This is a genomic window from Thiocapsa rosea (genome assembly GCF_003634315.1).
Lineage (GTDB): Bacteria > Pseudomonadota > Gammaproteobacteria > Chromatiales > Chromatiaceae > Thiocapsa > Thiocapsa rosea.
On sequence record NZ_RBXL01000001.1, the window covers coordinates 1,240,708 to 1,254,430 of the forward strand.

Consider the following 13,723-nt stretch of genomic DNA (forward strand, 5'->3'; position numbering starts at 1 on the left):
GGTTGCACCCCGGGTTGAACCTCCGCCGCAGCCTCGGGCAACAGCGAGCGGACACGTCCGGCACGAGAGACGGCGACCGTCCCGCCCCCCGGATCACGCCATCGGCGCAGGAGAACTCCGCCATGCACTCGACACACGCGTCCGGAACCCGCTCCAATGACCATCCTCGGTAGCGTGGCGGCCGGGCATCCGCTGACCGCCGAGGCCGCCGCCGAGGCCCTGCGTGCCGGCGGCAATGCGTTCGACGCAGCGCTCGCGGCGCTGTGCGCGGCCTGCGTCGCCGAGCCGGTCCTGGCCTCGCTTGGCGGCGGCGGCTTTCTGCTCGCCCGACCCGCCGGCGCGTCGCCCGTGCTCTTCGACTTCTTCGCGCAGACCCCGCGGCGACATCGCCCGGAGCAGGAGCTGGAGTTCTATCCGATCCTCGCGGACTTCGGCGACGCCACGCAGGAATTCCATATCGGACAGGGATCGATCGCGACACCCGGGACGATCGCCGGTCTCGTCGCGATCCATCGCGAGCACTGTCGGCTTGCACTCGAGGCCATCGTCGCGCCGGCCTGTCGCCTCGCCCGCGACGGAGTGATCGTGAACCGCGTCCAGCGGGATATCGCCGAGATCGTCGCGCCGATCCTGCACGCGAGCCCTGCGTCACTTGCACTCTATGCCGACCCGAATCAACCCGATCGGCTCGCCCCGGTCGGTGCACGGCTGTGCAACCCGCAGCTTGCCGAGACCCTGGAGTGGATCGCCCGCGAGGGCGCGGATCCCTTCTATCACGGCGACTTGGGAGCACGCTTGGTCCGTGATTGCGCCGAGCACGGAGGACATCTGAGCGCGGCGGATCTCGCCGACTACCGGGTCGAACGCCGCGCCCCGCTCGTCCACCCCTATCGCGGGGCACATCTCTACACCAACCCGCCACCTTCCCAAGGCGGGTTCTTGCTCGGCGTCACCCTGGGTCTGCTCGATGCCGCCGAGCCGGACCGCCTCGGACGCGGCAGCCCCGCGCATCTACACGCACTCGCCCTTGCTCAGGAGCTGACTCAACGCCTGCGCCGCGCGCAGCCGGATGCGCTCGCCGAGCCGCTCTCGGCGCCAGGCTCCGCGCTGGTCTCGGAGCCAGTCCCGTCGCTGGCCCCGAGCATTCCGGAAGCCTATCGCAGGCTCATGGAGGGCGCGGCGACCTTCAGCCGCGGGACCACGCAGATCAGCGTCGCCGATCGCGAGGGCAACCTCGCCAGCGTGACCCTCTCCAACGGCGAGGGCGCCGGCTATGTGCTGCCCGGCACCGGCATCATGCTGAACAACATGTTGGGTGAAGAGGACATCAACCCACACGGCTTTCACCGCTGGCCAACCAATCGGCGCATCAGCTCCATGATGGCGCCGAGCCTTCTGGCACTGGCGGACGGGGGTTGGGTCGTGACCGGCTCCTCCGGATCCAACCGGATCCGCAGCGCCATCCTGCAGGTGGTCTCCAATCTGATCGACTTCGGGCTCGATCTCGAGGCAGCCGTGGCGTCTCCCCGGATGCACTACGAAGACGGGGTACTGAATCTCGAGCCGCCGATCACGGACGACACGATCGCCACACTCGGCAAGCACTGGCCGGGGCTCAAGGTCTGGAATCGGGAAAGCGTGTTCTTCGGCGGCGCCCACAGTGTTGCGGTCGCCCCCGACGGCAGCACGCACGGCGCGGGCGATCCGAGGCGCGGCGGGGCTGCGCTCCAGGTCGGTTAGGAACGCTTCAAAAATGAAAGAGCAACTCGACGACAGAAGATCTTTGCCACAGTTGTCGTTGTCGTAATCGCAATCGACAACGACAACGACAACGACAACGACAACGATTAGATTCGGTGCTCAACTCATTTCCGACAGGTTACTTATTCACCTGAATACGGCCGAAGGATCATCTCCCCGCCGCGCAGGACCAGCTCCATGCGTCTGAGGTAGGCCATGCCGAGCAAGACCTGATCGCCCTGCATGTTGGGGAGGATGGTGGCGCTCAGGTTGTAGGCGACCAGTCCGCCGACATCCACACTCTCCAACCGCGCGACCCAGGTGCGGACATCGCCGTTGCCGGTCTTGCTGACCCCGCCGGGCTGGAGCGTCAAGCCGAGCGTCTGGGCGACCATGTAGGGCATGGCGACATCCACGGCCCCGGTATCGACCAAAAACTCGATGGGGGTCCCGTTGATCCGTCCGGTGGTCACGTACTGACTCACCTGATTCTCTTTTAAGACCACCTCGGGCACGCCTCCGGCGCCGAGATAGGCGACCGGGTTCGGATTCGGATTATCCCGGCGCGCAGCCAGATCGCGCGCCAACAGGATCACCAACAGGCTCACGAGCAGGAACAGAGGGATCGGCATCTTGCGTCTGAGCCCAGCGATGGCTTTGTCTCGGATTCGTTGCAGTCTGATCATGGTTTTCCGGGTCGCGTCGACACGCACGAAATCGCCGTCGGCGTGTGCTCCGAACCCGATCGCGGGGCTGGATCGCCGCAGGCCAGCCACCCGCCGATCGCGACGGTATCGAGCCGTCGCGCCATCGCGCGGGAGCGCTTGAGCTTAAACCGAAACCGTAAAGATGACGAGGTTGTATCGTCGAGAATCGGTGCGGGACGCCGACACCAAGACGCGGTTCGCGATGGTCAGCGGTGAGGACGCAGCGTCAGCACGCCGCCGCGCTGGATCAGCTCCAGATGACTCAGATAACTCATCCCCAGCAGGACATCGTCTCCGGGCATGTTCGGCAAGACCGTCGCGCGGACGTTGCGCGCGACCAATCCGCCGAGGTCGACGGTGTCGAGCCGTGTGGTCCAGGTCCGCACCATGCCGTTTGCGGTCTTGCTCATCCCGCCGGGTCTGAGCGGAAGCGACAGGCGTTCGGCCAAGGACAGGGGCAAGGCGACGTCGGTTGCACCCGTGTCGATCAGAAAGCGCACCGGCTCGCCGTTGATCCGGCCGCCGGCGACATAATGTCCGGCACGGTTGCGTTCGAGGCGAACCTCGGGGACCCCGCTGCTGCTGTGCAACGCGACCGGATCCGGGTTGGGGTTGTCCCGACCGGTAATCACGCCATCGAAGAACATCGCCAGCAGAGCCAATCCGACGACCCATGCCGCAAACAACATCGCCCGACCGACTTTGGATGGCATGTCGTCGGCGCCGGGCGGCGCGCTGTTCATCGGTCCATCCATCGTCGGCTCCCCATGGTCGGCCCCCGGTCGGGCGATTTGATCGCCGGTCGCGACCTCTCGCAAGGTCGAGTGTAAGGGCTTTGGCTACTTCTCCTTGAAGTGGTTCGCTCGGCCTGGGACCGGCGGTACGTGCAGACCACGTAGGTGCGAATTGATTCACACCGACCGAGCCGCGCCGGAAGGCGCGGCTCGGTCGAGGATCAACGCGTCGGCACGGCCCCCTGTCCGGCCATGCGCTGGAACTGCACCCGGTAATAGGCCGCCGCGCTTTGACCGTTCGCCACGACATCGTAGACGCGCCAGCCGGTCGACGCGTTGTACATCCGAAACTCGAGCTTGGCGGGATAGTTCTGCGCGCCCAGCAGCGCCACGTTGACGGTGACGTCGCCGCGCGGCCCCATGCGCGGAGGCAACATGCGGATCTGCTGCCCCTGATAGTCCATCAGCCGGGACGCCAAGGTGCCGAGGAAATCGGCCTCCAACCGTGCTGCCAACGCCTTCTTATCCTCGGCACTCATGCCTTCGGCCGCTGGACCGGCCACCCACTTGGCCATCTGCTCGAAGTCGAAATAGGGTGCGATCTCGCGGTCGAGGAAGGCGGCGACCTGGAGCCGGTTCGGTGCCTCCTTAAGAGCGAGAAAGGCGAGGAGCTTATCCATGCCCTCTTTGAGCGTCGCGCTGGCCGCGGCTGCAGGACTCTCGGGCACCTCGGCAGGCGCATCGGCACCCCGAGCCGGCGCCGCGTTCTGCGCACGCTCGGGCGGCGCGGCCGGACGCTCGGGGCGAGCCGGGACGGCGGGCATAGCCGGCATGGACGGCATGGCCGGATAAGCGCCGCCGTAGGGCATCGGCATCGGGCCGTAGCCCTGAGGCATGGGTTGGGGAGGGTAGCCGTAAGGCTGGGCGGAGGCGCCGACAGCGGCTCCGAGTAAGACGAGGAGCGGCACCAAAGAACGAGACTTCATCGAATTCCTCCCAAACATGTTGTTTTTCGTCATCCGCCAAGCGCCCTTTAGGCACCCGGCAGGCTTGGAGCCTGCCAACGGGCTCGGGGAAAAGCAAGCGGCAGGGTATAAACTATCGGGCATCGGCAGGACTCGGAATCGCCCGAATCCGGCATATCACCACAAGGGAGGCAAACACGTCATGTCCCTACCGCGCGTCAACTACCGGGTCGTCGGACAAGACGACTATACGCTGGAGATCACCCTGGAGCCCACGGGCGCCTATCGGGTCGACTGCGGCGACCACACCAGCCACAAGCCGCGCCAAGGCGCGCTCGAGGAGGGTCAAACCCGCGAGATCGCCGCCCTGATCGATGCCTTGGGTGCTCCCCGGGAGCACCCGGCACCCGAAGGCGCGACCGGTTTCATCACCGAGCTGACCCTAGGCGTCCCGCCCGACACCCGCGTCTATCGGGTCTGGGAAGGCGAGCTCGCCGAAGAGCCGGACGTCATGGCGCTGATCCGCGCGCTGGAAGTCATTTGAGCGGCGTCGCGATCGCCGCAAAGGCCGCGAACACCCGTTCCGGACTCAGCAGGACAACAGGGAGATCCCAACCATGACGCCAACTCGCTGCTTGACCGCCGCGATGCTCGAGGTCGGCATGCGCCACGAGGCGCGCCTGAGCTTCAGCCGCGAGGAGGTCGATCGCTACTGTGCCCTGGTCTGCGATCACAACGCGATCCATCGTGACCTCGATGCGGCACGGGTCCGGTTCCCGGATGCCCGCGACATCATCGTCCCGGGCGGACTCGTGCAGACCCGCATCTCCGCCCTCTTCGGAACCGAGTTTCCGGGCGACGGGACACTGGGCTTGACCTTCTCGCCCGAGCGCCTGCGCCGCCCCCTGTATCCCGGCGACGAGCTGGTCGTGACGCTCGAGGTCGCACGCCTGATCCGCGGCGGGATCGTCGAGATGCAGATCGCCATCGCCGACCCCGAGGGCAACCGCATCAGCGAGGCGACCGCCAAGGTGGTGCCGCCCGACGCGGCCTATCGGGCTTGGTGGGAGGAGAATATCGGAGGCTAAACCGCGTCCCGAACGACATGCGTCGTTTTTATTGTGCGTTTGGCTTCGGAGATATCCTCAGAAGCCGCCGGGGTGCGGGTGTACCTGTTCGCCGTCGAGGAAGGCGGCAAGATAGCGGGCGGTCTGTTCAGGTGCCTGATAAAAGAACCCGTGTCCGCCACCCTTGATCTGAATGACGGAGGCGCCGGCGATGCGCTCGCCGATGATCCATGCATTGCGCGGCGGGATGACGACATCCTCGGTGCCGGTCATCACGAGGGTTGGGGCGGCGATCTCGGACAGTCTTGGGCAGACGCCGGGCCAGGCGCGCAGTGTGTCGGCTTGGCGCAGCAGATTCGAGTCGTCGATCGGTGCCGTGATCGGCGGAAAGACCTGCATCGGGTCCGGGGTCTCCTGCAGCCATTCGGGCGGGAAGAGGTTCTCGAACATCCGCCGGATGCGCTCTTCGAGGGTCCCGGACATGTCCACCAGCCTCCGCCAGACCGCCTCGTCGGGCCAGATCGCCTCCGCGCCGCCGCAGGAGGCCGACAAGAGGACGAGCTGCTCGACAGTCTCCGGGTGCGCAAGCGCAAGCTCCTGCGCGATATAGGATCCCATGGACCAGCCCAGGACGTGGGCGCGGTCGATGTCCAGCGCCTGCAGCAGGGCATGGGCATCGGCGGCAAAACGCGCGATCGAATAGTCCTGATCCGAAGAGGTGCTGTCACCCATACCGCGATTGTCGAAGACGATAACCGGGCGGGTGCGGGCCAGCGTCTCGACGATCGTCGGAGGCCACATCTCCATCAACCCGCCGTAGCCCATGATCATGAGCACGGGGACACCGTCTCGGGACGGCCCGACGATCCGGTAGGCGATCTCGATATCGTCGATGGACGCGCGTTCGATCATGGTATCGACTCCGTTGAGGTCCGCCGATTTCGTTGCGGGGCTCGGGTTCTCGAATCCAGGTTGATCAACTCCGGGGTGGTCGGCTCTGGTTTGATACGCTCCGGGCGGGCCAACTCCGGACTGGACAGCCGCAGAGACGCAGAGGACACCGACTGCGGCAAGGAAGCGCAAGCCCCCCGACATCAAGCCGACGCCCGGCCGAGTTCGCCCGGGGGCCGGCGCACGATCAGCTCCTGAGTCGGATACGCAAACTGGATGCCCTCCTCCTGGAACTTGCGATAGATCGCGAGGTTGATGGCCTGTTGGATGTCCATGTAGAGCGTGAAGTCCGCACCGATGACATAGTAGACCACCTCGAAGTCCAGCGAAAAATCACCGTATGCGGCGAAGTGGGCACGATCGAAACGGGTGAACCGCTGAGCCCGGACGATCTCCTCGATCATCTTCGGGATGCGCTCGAGCCGATCGGGCGGGGTCTCGTAGACGACACCCAGCTTGAAGACCACGCGACGCTCGCGCATGTGCTTGTAGTTACGCAACGTGCTGTTGAGCAGATTGGTGTTGGACATGACCACCATCTCGCCCGAGAGGCTGCGGATGCGCGTGGTCTTCACGCCGATGCTGTCGACGACCCCGAGGGTCTCGCCGGCGATGACGAAGTCTCCGACCTTGAAGGGCTTATCCAGGATGATGGCCATGGAATGGAAGACGTCGGAGAGGATGTTCTGCACCGCAAAGGCCACGGCGATACCGCCGACACCCAGCGCACCGATCAGACCGGCGATCGGATACTTGAAGTGGGCCATGACCGAAACCACGACGACGATCCACACGCCGACCCGCAGAAAGAACAACAGAAGGCCGTAACCCGTGACGGCCGAGGGGTCCAGCAGCTCTTTCTTGCTGCGCTGGCGCTGTACGAAGTCGACCAGGCCCGCGGTCGCCCAGATCCCGACCTGCACGTAGACGGCCACCACCAAGAGCGTCCACAGCCAGACCTTCAGGTGACCTTGAGCCAGGCCGGAGACGGTCATGGCCGCGTAGAAGGCAACGATCAGGACGAACACCTGGTTGGTGTTGCGGATCAGGGCCAGAACGGCGGCACGCGCCGTCTTGCGCTCGGTCTCCGAACCCTCGACCAGCTTGGGCAGTACGGTGCGCCGCAACAGGGTGCGCAGGAAGGACACGAGCATCAGGACCAAGGTAAAGACCACTGCACCGGTCACCAGGTCGCGTGCGTAAATCCCGTGATCCTGGATGACGAAGAGCTCAGTGTTCCACCACGCCGCCAATTGAAGCTTGGCGGTATCCAGGTGCTGACCGAGCGAACGCTCGCTCACCAAGGGGTCGAGCTGGTCGCGCAGGCGCTGGGCAAGCGACTGCACCTGATCCTTCACGAGCAGCATCTCCCGCGCGCGCTCCTCCTGCGCCTCGAGCGCCCCGACACGCTCGCGGATCGCCTGCTCGACCCCGGCGCCGAGATCCGCACGGGCAAGACGACGCGCGAGCGCGAGCTGCATGGACCTCAAGGCGTCGAGCTCCGCCTGTGCGAACGCACTCTCATCAATCATGTCTGTGATCAGAGACTGGGTCTCGCGCAGCCAGGTCGGCCAGAGCGCGCTCTCCTCACCCTGCAGAAGCGCATAACGCCGCTCGTAAAGGGTTCGCGCCGAACCGGCGAGGCCCAACGCTTGATGCAGGTATTCGACGCCTTTGCGCGCGGCTGCCAGCTCCGCTTCGCGCGTGAGCACTTGCTCCTGTGCGCGATCGCGATCGGTGGCATCGGAGGTCATGAGCCCCAAGCGACGTCGCGCCTGAAACAGCGCCAGCTCGGCCGCATCGCCGGCCTCCACGAGTGAGGCGATATCTGCACGGACCGCCTCTTCCCGAGCCTGTATCTCGGCAAGGCGTTCATCCAATGCCTCGCGCGTGAAGACGACATCGCGGGCGACATGGGCGATTCGGGTCTGCAGCCGGGCGAGCCGAGCGGCGGCCAGGGCATCCTCGCGCTCGGCCAAGGCGGCCCCGACCTGTGCGGACTCGCGCTCCTGAAGGGTCACGAGGACAGCCAGGCGAGCAACCTCCAGATCGCGTTCGAGCGACGCAATGTCCAGCCCGGCCTGCGCCTGCCCTTGGGCCTGATCCCGAGCGACCGCCAAGCGATCTCGGGCGAGGCGTCGCTCGCGCACCGAGGCTTCATGGCTTCGATCGGCCGCGGCAACCCGGCGATCGGCCTGGCTACGTAAACGCGCGGCGTCTTCACGCGCGTGCTCGGCAAGATTCCGCTTGGCCCGAAGTTCGTCCAACAATCGCAGCGGATAGGGCGGCTCGACGCCGAGGTCCAGGTCGGGCGGCTCGCCGTTCTCGGCAGCCGCCTGCGACTCTGCCAGCGCCCCATCCAACTCGCGCAGCCGCGCGGCCAGGACGGACTCGCGCTGGACCGCGGTGCGCAGCTCGCCGAGCAAGGCGATCCGCGCATCCTGTGCCGGACCCGGGGTCTGTTCCGTCGCGTCGTCCTGCTCCGGATCCCGAGCCTCAGCCGCGAGCTCCGCGATCCGCGCGTCGATGAGCGAGGTGATCTCGGCGTAGTCCTCCGCGCTCGTGCGTGGCTCGGTGAATCCCGGCAGTCCGACCTGCGCAGGATCAAAGGCGATGTCGGGCCGATCGGTGCGTTGCGTCGAGGACGGATCCCGGCGTTGCTCCCGGGGTTGATCGGGAGATTCGGAAACATCCGACATCTCGGAATCGGCGGTGCTGATATCGGCGGAACCGCCCTGCTCGAGATTGGATCGGGCAGGCCCGGACTGGGCATTGGTGATCAACGGGGACGTCACGAGGACGAGGGCAAGAATCAAAACCTGTGCTGGGCTGGCAGTCGACAAATGGTCACCTGTTCGATGGTTATCGCCAGGACGGCATTTCGCGACAGTGTAACGTGGATCGAAGAGGAGATGCGAAACCAGCCCCGTCGTGCGATCGAAAGGGCCGGTTTACATGCGGGATTCTTCGGCGATGATCGAAAGTGGCCGAAGGCTCGTTGTCGTTGTCGTCCGGCATCCGATTACGACAACGACAACGACAACGAAGAATTCTCCGACGACCACCGGATGCGCGACGTCCCCGGCAAGCCTCCTTCACGCCGGAACCTGTCCCGGATCAAGCTCGTTTCCCCGACTGTTGCGGATCCGCAATTCCGGCGGCAGCCGAATGGATCACACTTCCTGTGTTGAACCGCTCGGCCGACACCGTTCGATCAACCCACTCCGACGCCTCACCCGATCGTGCACCCGGCCGGCCGCGCCACCTCACTCGTTTCCGCTCAACCGAGAGACTTGATCTATGTCGTCGCAACCCCTGCGTATCGTTGTCATCGGCGGCTCCGCCGCCGGCCCCAAGGCCGCCGCCAAGGCCCGCCGGATGGACGAGCATGCCGAGATCACCCTGATCCAGCGCGAGCCGGATCTGTCCATGGCCTCCTGCGGCTTTCCTTACTACGTCGGCGGCACCTTCGACGACCGCAACATGCTCGTCTGCACACCTGCGGGGATCGTCCGCGACCCGGCCTTCTACGGAAAGGCCAAGCGCATTCAAGCACTCGTGCGCACCGAGGCGACCGAGATCGATCGTGTTGCGAAGACCGTCACCTATCGGGATCTACCGACCGGCGAGCAGTCCACCATCCCTTATGATCGGCTGGTCATCGCAACGGGTGCGACGCCGCTGCGCCCGTCCGTGCCGGGCATCGAGCTCGACGGTGTCACGACGCTGCATTCGATGGCCGATGCAGATGCACTGCGGGCGGTCCGCGACGAGAGAAAGACGACGAAGGCCGTCGTCGTCGGCGGCGGCCTGATCGGCTTCGAGGTTTGCGAGGCACTGCGGCTCGCCGGGATTCACACGACCGTGATCGAGAAGACCCGGCAGATCCTGCCTTTTCTTGATCCGGACCTATCGAAGCTGGTCGAGAACCACGTCCGCGCGCACGGCCCGGACATCATCGTCGGCAACGGCGTGGCGGAGCTCCTTGGCGACAACGGCAAGCTCGTCGGCGTTAAGCTCGACAACGGCACCGAGCTGCCCTGCGAGGTCGCCGTCATCGCCGTTGGGGTCAGACCCAATGTCAAACTCGCCCAAGCCGCCGGGATCGAGATCGGCCCGGTCGGCGGCATCCGCGTCAACGAATACATGCAGACCTCCGATCCGGACATCTATGCCGTCGGGGACTGCGTGGAGTGCACCTCGCTGGTCAGCGGCAAGGCGGTGCGCGCGCCGTACGGCGACCTTGCCAACCTGCAGGGACGCGTCGCCGGTCAGAACCTGGTGAACGAGGGCAGCGCCCGCTTCCCCGGCATCATCCAGACCGGCATCTGCAAGATCTTCGACTACGCGGTCGGCTTTACCGGGCTCTCGGCCAAGGATGCCCGCGAGGCGGGTTTCGACGACATCGAGACGGCGATCATCTCCGGGCTCGACATCCCCGGCTACATGAGCGGCAAGCTTCTGATCAGCAAGCTGGTCGCCGATCGCAAGACCGGCCGCATCCTCGGCTTCCAATGCATCGGCCCCGGCGACGTGAGCAAGCGCGTGGCGACCGTCGCGATGGCGATCCGAGGCAAGCTGACCGTCGATGACATGGTCAACGCCGATTTGCCCTACGCCCCGCCCTACTCGCTCGCCATCGATCATGTGATCAGCTCCGCCCAGGTCATGGACAACAAGCTCCAGGGCCGTATGCGCGGACTCTCGGCGAGCGAGGTCAAACAGCGCGTCGACGCCGGCGCAGACTGCTTCATCCTGGATACCCGCAGTCCTCATGAGTTCGAGGAGACACGTCTGGGTATCGGCGAGACCCTGATCCCGCTCGGCGCATTACGCGACCGGCTCGGCGAGCTGCCGCAGGACAAGTCCAAGGAGATCATCCTCTACTGCAAGATCTCGCTGCGCGGCTACGAAGGCGCGGCCATCCTCGACGCGCATGGCTGGACCAACGTGAAGGTGATGGAAGGCGGTGTTGTCGCCTGGCCTTTCGCGAAGGAGAAGTAGACCTTCTAGCTGTCCCGTTGCGTACGATCTGCAGTACAAGTACGATAATAGGTACAACTGCAGGAGATCACAGCAAGATGGACACCATCAGCTACTCGGCCTTCAGAACCCACCTTGCCAGCATGCTCGACAAGGTCAACGACGATCACACGCCCATCCTGGTCACACGCCAGAACGGCAAACCGGCCGTTGTCATGAGCCTGGAGGATTTCCATGCCTATGAAGAAACGGCTTACTTGATGGCGAGTCCTCGAAATGCCGAGCGTCTGAATCGCGCCATCGCCGAGGTCGAGGCCGGGAAGATCCAGCACCATGAGCTGATGGAAGAATGATCCTCGCCTGGGCGGAGCCCGCATGGGATGACTATCTTTATTGGCAGCAAACAGACAGAAAGACGCTTAAACGGATCAACACCCTGATCCAGGACATGCAACGACAGCCATTTCAAGGACTCGGAGACCCCGAGCCCTTGAAGCATCAATGGTCCGGGTACTGGTCGCGGCGCATCGATCGCGAGCACCGACTGGTCTATCGGGTCAAGGATTCATCGCTGATCATTGTTCAGTGCCGATACCATTACTGAACCCTTAGCAAGAGCGTGCATTTGAAACGGGGAATCGAGGTCGAGCATGTACTCGACGCACTAAACGACGAAGACATTGCCGAGCGCACCGAGGAGCACTCCGGCGTATTGATGGGGATCCTTCCTGAGTCACGGCGCTTCGAGTGTCGGCTCGACGACGGTCAGCTCGTCTCGGGATGGGTCGATCGCGACCTTCAAGACATCGGGGCATTCAAGACGAACTGGGAGAACAAGAAGGCCCGATTAACCTTCAGAGTTGTTTCGGTGCGAACGAAACAGCGTTTCATATTGGTCGATGCAGCTCGTCCGGAGGGATCGATCGAGAGCTGATTGCTCGACACGAATCGGTCAACACGCGATGACGCTAATGGTCGGCAGTGAGTTCGACTTTGTCATAGACCTCGGCCAGCGACAGCTCGGTGTCGAGCGCCGTCAAAGGGATGCGGTCGCTCGGGTCGGTGTAGACGGAAAGCAACCAATCGCCGCTCGGTTGTCGCAGGAAGAGTTCGGCGCTCACCCGTTGCTGGGACAGCAACAGATAGGCTCGCAAACTGGGGATGGACCTGTAGTAGGCGAACTTGTCGCCCCGGTCATAGGCTTCGGTGCTGTCTGAGAGGACCTCGACGATGAGTGCGGGGTTCGTGATGATATCGCGGCGATCATCCAAAAATTGTCGTTCTCCGCAAACCGCAATCACGTCCGGATAGGCGCCTAGTTTGGCGGACTCGACGCGGACCTTCATGTCGCTGGTGTAGACATAGCAGGGGCGGCCCTTGAAGCAAGATCGAAGCTCGCCATGCACGTTACCGGCAATCAGGTTGTGCGCCTCCGAGCCGCTCGCCATGGCGAAGACTTCGCCATTCAAATATTGGGTACGGCCCTGATCCGATGCACGTTCGGCGGCGAGCCAGTCTGCGAAATCAAGGTGATGTTTGGGTTGAAGAGACATGATTGGACTCCGGGTCCGGACCGAGACAACGCTTGAACGAGTTTGCACGCGGATCGTGACCGGGGACTGAACATACCCCGCAATGTCTGCTCGAACAAGCAGTCGATCGGACTCGGCGGTCTTTGTCGATCAACCGTCGCCGTCGATCTCGGCGCGAATCGACGGCGTAATCGATTCAATGGACGGTACGCGAACCTCGAGATCGTCGATCGCGGCGGCTACCAGCGCCATGACAGGTACGCGCGCGCGGGTCACGTCCTCGGCATCGAATTGGTGGAAACCTTGGTAGTCCGCACGCAGTCGGTCGGCCTCGAGCTGTCCGAGCGTCTTCAGGTGCTGCCGATCGAAGGCTCCGGATCGGACGAAGTGGACCGCGAAGAGCCGCTGCGTGCCTTCATGCGTCTTCGTCTCCAAACCATGGCTGAACAAAAGGGCACGGACCGCGTGAAACGCGGCATAATAGAGGTTGGAGATGCACTTGCGATGGACGCCGACCTGCCGATTGGCGCGGAAGCTGCGCAACTCGTCGAGCAGCAGCCCCAGCTCGTCGGCTACCGCACTTAAGCGCTCGTCTTCGCCCATAGCTCGATCCCCTCTTGCATAATGTCGTTCAGCAGTCGGCGGCTCGTCCGATCACCCTCGCGGATGACGATGGGCCGCAGGTGCGGGAGATCCTCCCAGCCCTCTTGCGTGGACTCCGCGATGTCGGACAGGTCTCGCGCGATCGCCCGGGGCGCATCGCGCGAGACGAAGATTGCGAGATCCAGGTCCGAGTCCTCTACACCCTCGCCCCGAGCCCGGCTGCCGAACACCAGGATTCGCTCGATGGTGGTGCTGTCGAGCCGATCCAGACAGTTTGCGACGAAGTTCGCCAGCAAACGCTGCTCGCCCGGCGTAAAGGGAGTGCCTGCGGGGCAATTGATCGGGGCAAAAAGGCTTGATCGGGCGGACATCTCGGGATTGTGTCCTTGATCCGGCACGTCGTCGAGGGTTTGGACAGGTGCCGGATGGCGGGGGTTGCTT

15 protein-coding genes are annotated in these 13,723 nt (G+C 64.3%); 7 read left to right on the forward strand and 8 right to left on the reverse strand.

Features of this window, described 5'->3' with window-relative positions:
• Positions 1 to 156: 156 nt before the first annotated feature.
• Entirely contained in the window at positions 157 to 1,740 is a 1,584-nt protein-coding gene (locus BDD21_RS05765) for a gamma-glutamyltransferase family protein (protein ID WP_120796333.1), read from the forward strand.
• A gap of 143 nt (positions 1,741 to 1,883) precedes the next feature.
• Here BDD21_RS05765 and BDD21_RS05770 read toward each other — a convergent pair whose 3' ends face one another.
• The 3 genes from BDD21_RS05770 to BDD21_RS05780 all read right to left on the reverse strand — a co-directional run bounded on the left by BDD21_RS05770 (position 1,884) and on the right by BDD21_RS05780 (position 4,167).
• The gene (locus BDD21_RS05770; protein WP_245969431.1) at positions 1,884 to 2,372 is read right to left on the reverse strand and encodes a retropepsin-like aspartic protease family protein; all 489 of its coding nucleotides are present in this window, start codon (positions 2,370 to 2,372) and stop codon (positions 1,884 to 1,886) included.
• A gap of 281 nt (positions 2,373 to 2,653) precedes the next feature.
• Complete coding sequence (locus BDD21_RS05775; protein WP_245969433.1) at positions 2,654 to 3,190, reverse strand: retropepsin-like aspartic protease family protein; 537 nt, start codon at positions 3,188 to 3,190, stop codon at positions 2,654 to 2,656.
• A 212-nt stretch (positions 3,191 to 3,402) separates the two neighbouring features.
• Positions 3,403 to 4,167, reverse strand: a complete 765-nt coding sequence (locus BDD21_RS05780; protein ID WP_120796334.1) for an MlaC/ttg2D family ABC transporter substrate-binding protein — start codon at positions 4,165 to 4,167, stop codon at positions 3,403 to 3,405.
• 181 nt (positions 4,168 to 4,348) lie between these two features.
• Between BDD21_RS05780 and BDD21_RS05785 the strand changes: the two genes are divergently transcribed.
• Positions 4,349 to 4,690: a hypothetical protein gene (locus BDD21_RS05785; protein WP_120796335.1), complete on the forward strand. Its 342-nt coding sequence runs from the start codon at positions 4,349 to 4,351 to the stop codon at positions 4,688 to 4,690.
• A gap of 73 nt (positions 4,691 to 4,763) precedes the next feature.
• Positions 4,764 to 5,234, forward strand: coding sequence for a hotdog family protein (locus BDD21_RS05790; protein ID WP_120796336.1), 471 nt, complete (start codon positions 4,764 to 4,766; stop codon positions 5,232 to 5,234).
• A gap of 57 nt (positions 5,235 to 5,291) precedes the next feature.
• Here BDD21_RS05790 and BDD21_RS05795 read toward each other — a convergent pair whose 3' ends face one another.
• Both BDD21_RS05795 and BDD21_RS05800 read right to left on the reverse strand, forming a co-directional pair.
• Positions 5,292 to 6,125 (reverse strand): alpha/beta fold hydrolase, encoded by an 834-nt coding sequence (locus tag BDD21_RS05795; protein ID WP_170164689.1) that lies wholly within the window; start codon positions 6,123 to 6,125, stop codon positions 5,292 to 5,294.
• A gap of 182 nt (positions 6,126 to 6,307) precedes the next feature.
• Positions 6,308 to 8,947 (reverse strand): mechanosensitive ion channel domain-containing protein, encoded by a 2,640-nt coding sequence (locus tag BDD21_RS05800; protein WP_147430998.1) that lies wholly within the window; start codon positions 8,945 to 8,947, stop codon positions 6,308 to 6,310.
• Positions 8,948 to 9,464: 517 nt separating this feature from the next.
• Here BDD21_RS05800 and BDD21_RS05810 point away from each other — a divergent pair.
• From BDD21_RS05810 to BDD21_RS05825, 4 genes are all read left to right on the forward strand, one after another.
• Positions 9,465 to 11,168: an FAD-dependent oxidoreductase gene (locus BDD21_RS05810; protein ID WP_120796340.1), complete on the forward strand. Its 1,704-nt coding sequence runs from the start codon at positions 9,465 to 9,467 to the stop codon at positions 11,166 to 11,168.
• 77 nt (positions 11,169 to 11,245) lie between these two features.
• Positions 11,246 to 11,500 carry a type II toxin-antitoxin system Phd/YefM family antitoxin gene (locus BDD21_RS05815; RefSeq protein ID WP_120796341.1) on the forward strand — a complete coding sequence of 85 codons (255 nt, stop codon included), beginning with the start codon at positions 11,246 to 11,248 and terminating at the stop codon, positions 11,498 to 11,500.
• Positions 11,497 to 11,751, forward strand: a complete 255-nt coding sequence (locus BDD21_RS05820; RefSeq protein ID WP_120796342.1) for a Txe/YoeB family addiction module toxin — start codon at positions 11,497 to 11,499, stop codon at positions 11,749 to 11,751. Before BDD21_RS05815 ends, BDD21_RS05820 begins: the two co-directional genes overlap by 4 nt.
• A gap of 21 nt (positions 11,752 to 11,772) precedes the next feature.
• A complete protein-coding gene (locus tag BDD21_RS05825; protein WP_120796343.1) occupies positions 11,773 to 12,081 on the forward strand; it encodes a hypothetical protein in 309 nt (102 codons plus the stop codon).
• A gap of 34 nt (positions 12,082 to 12,115) precedes the next feature.
• Here BDD21_RS05825 and BDD21_RS05830 read toward each other — a convergent pair whose 3' ends face one another.
• The 3 genes from BDD21_RS05830 to BDD21_RS05840 all read right to left on the reverse strand — a co-directional run bounded on the left by BDD21_RS05830 (position 12,116) and on the right by BDD21_RS05840 (position 13,653).
• Entirely contained in the window at positions 12,116 to 12,700 is a 585-nt protein-coding gene (locus BDD21_RS05830; RefSeq protein ID WP_120796344.1) for a Uma2 family endonuclease, read from the reverse strand.
• Positions 12,701 to 12,829: 129 nt separating this feature from the next.
• Complete coding sequence (locus tag BDD21_RS05835; protein ID WP_120796345.1) at positions 12,830 to 13,282, reverse strand: HEPN domain-containing protein; 453 nt, start codon at positions 13,280 to 13,282, stop codon at positions 12,830 to 12,832.
• Positions 13,261 to 13,653, reverse strand: a complete 393-nt coding sequence (locus BDD21_RS05840) for a nucleotidyltransferase domain-containing protein (RefSeq protein ID WP_120796346.1) — start codon at positions 13,651 to 13,653, stop codon at positions 13,261 to 13,263. The genes BDD21_RS05835 and BDD21_RS05840 overlap by 22 nt, the downstream gene beginning before the upstream one ends.
• Positions 13,654 to 13,723: the final 70 nt, after the last annotated feature.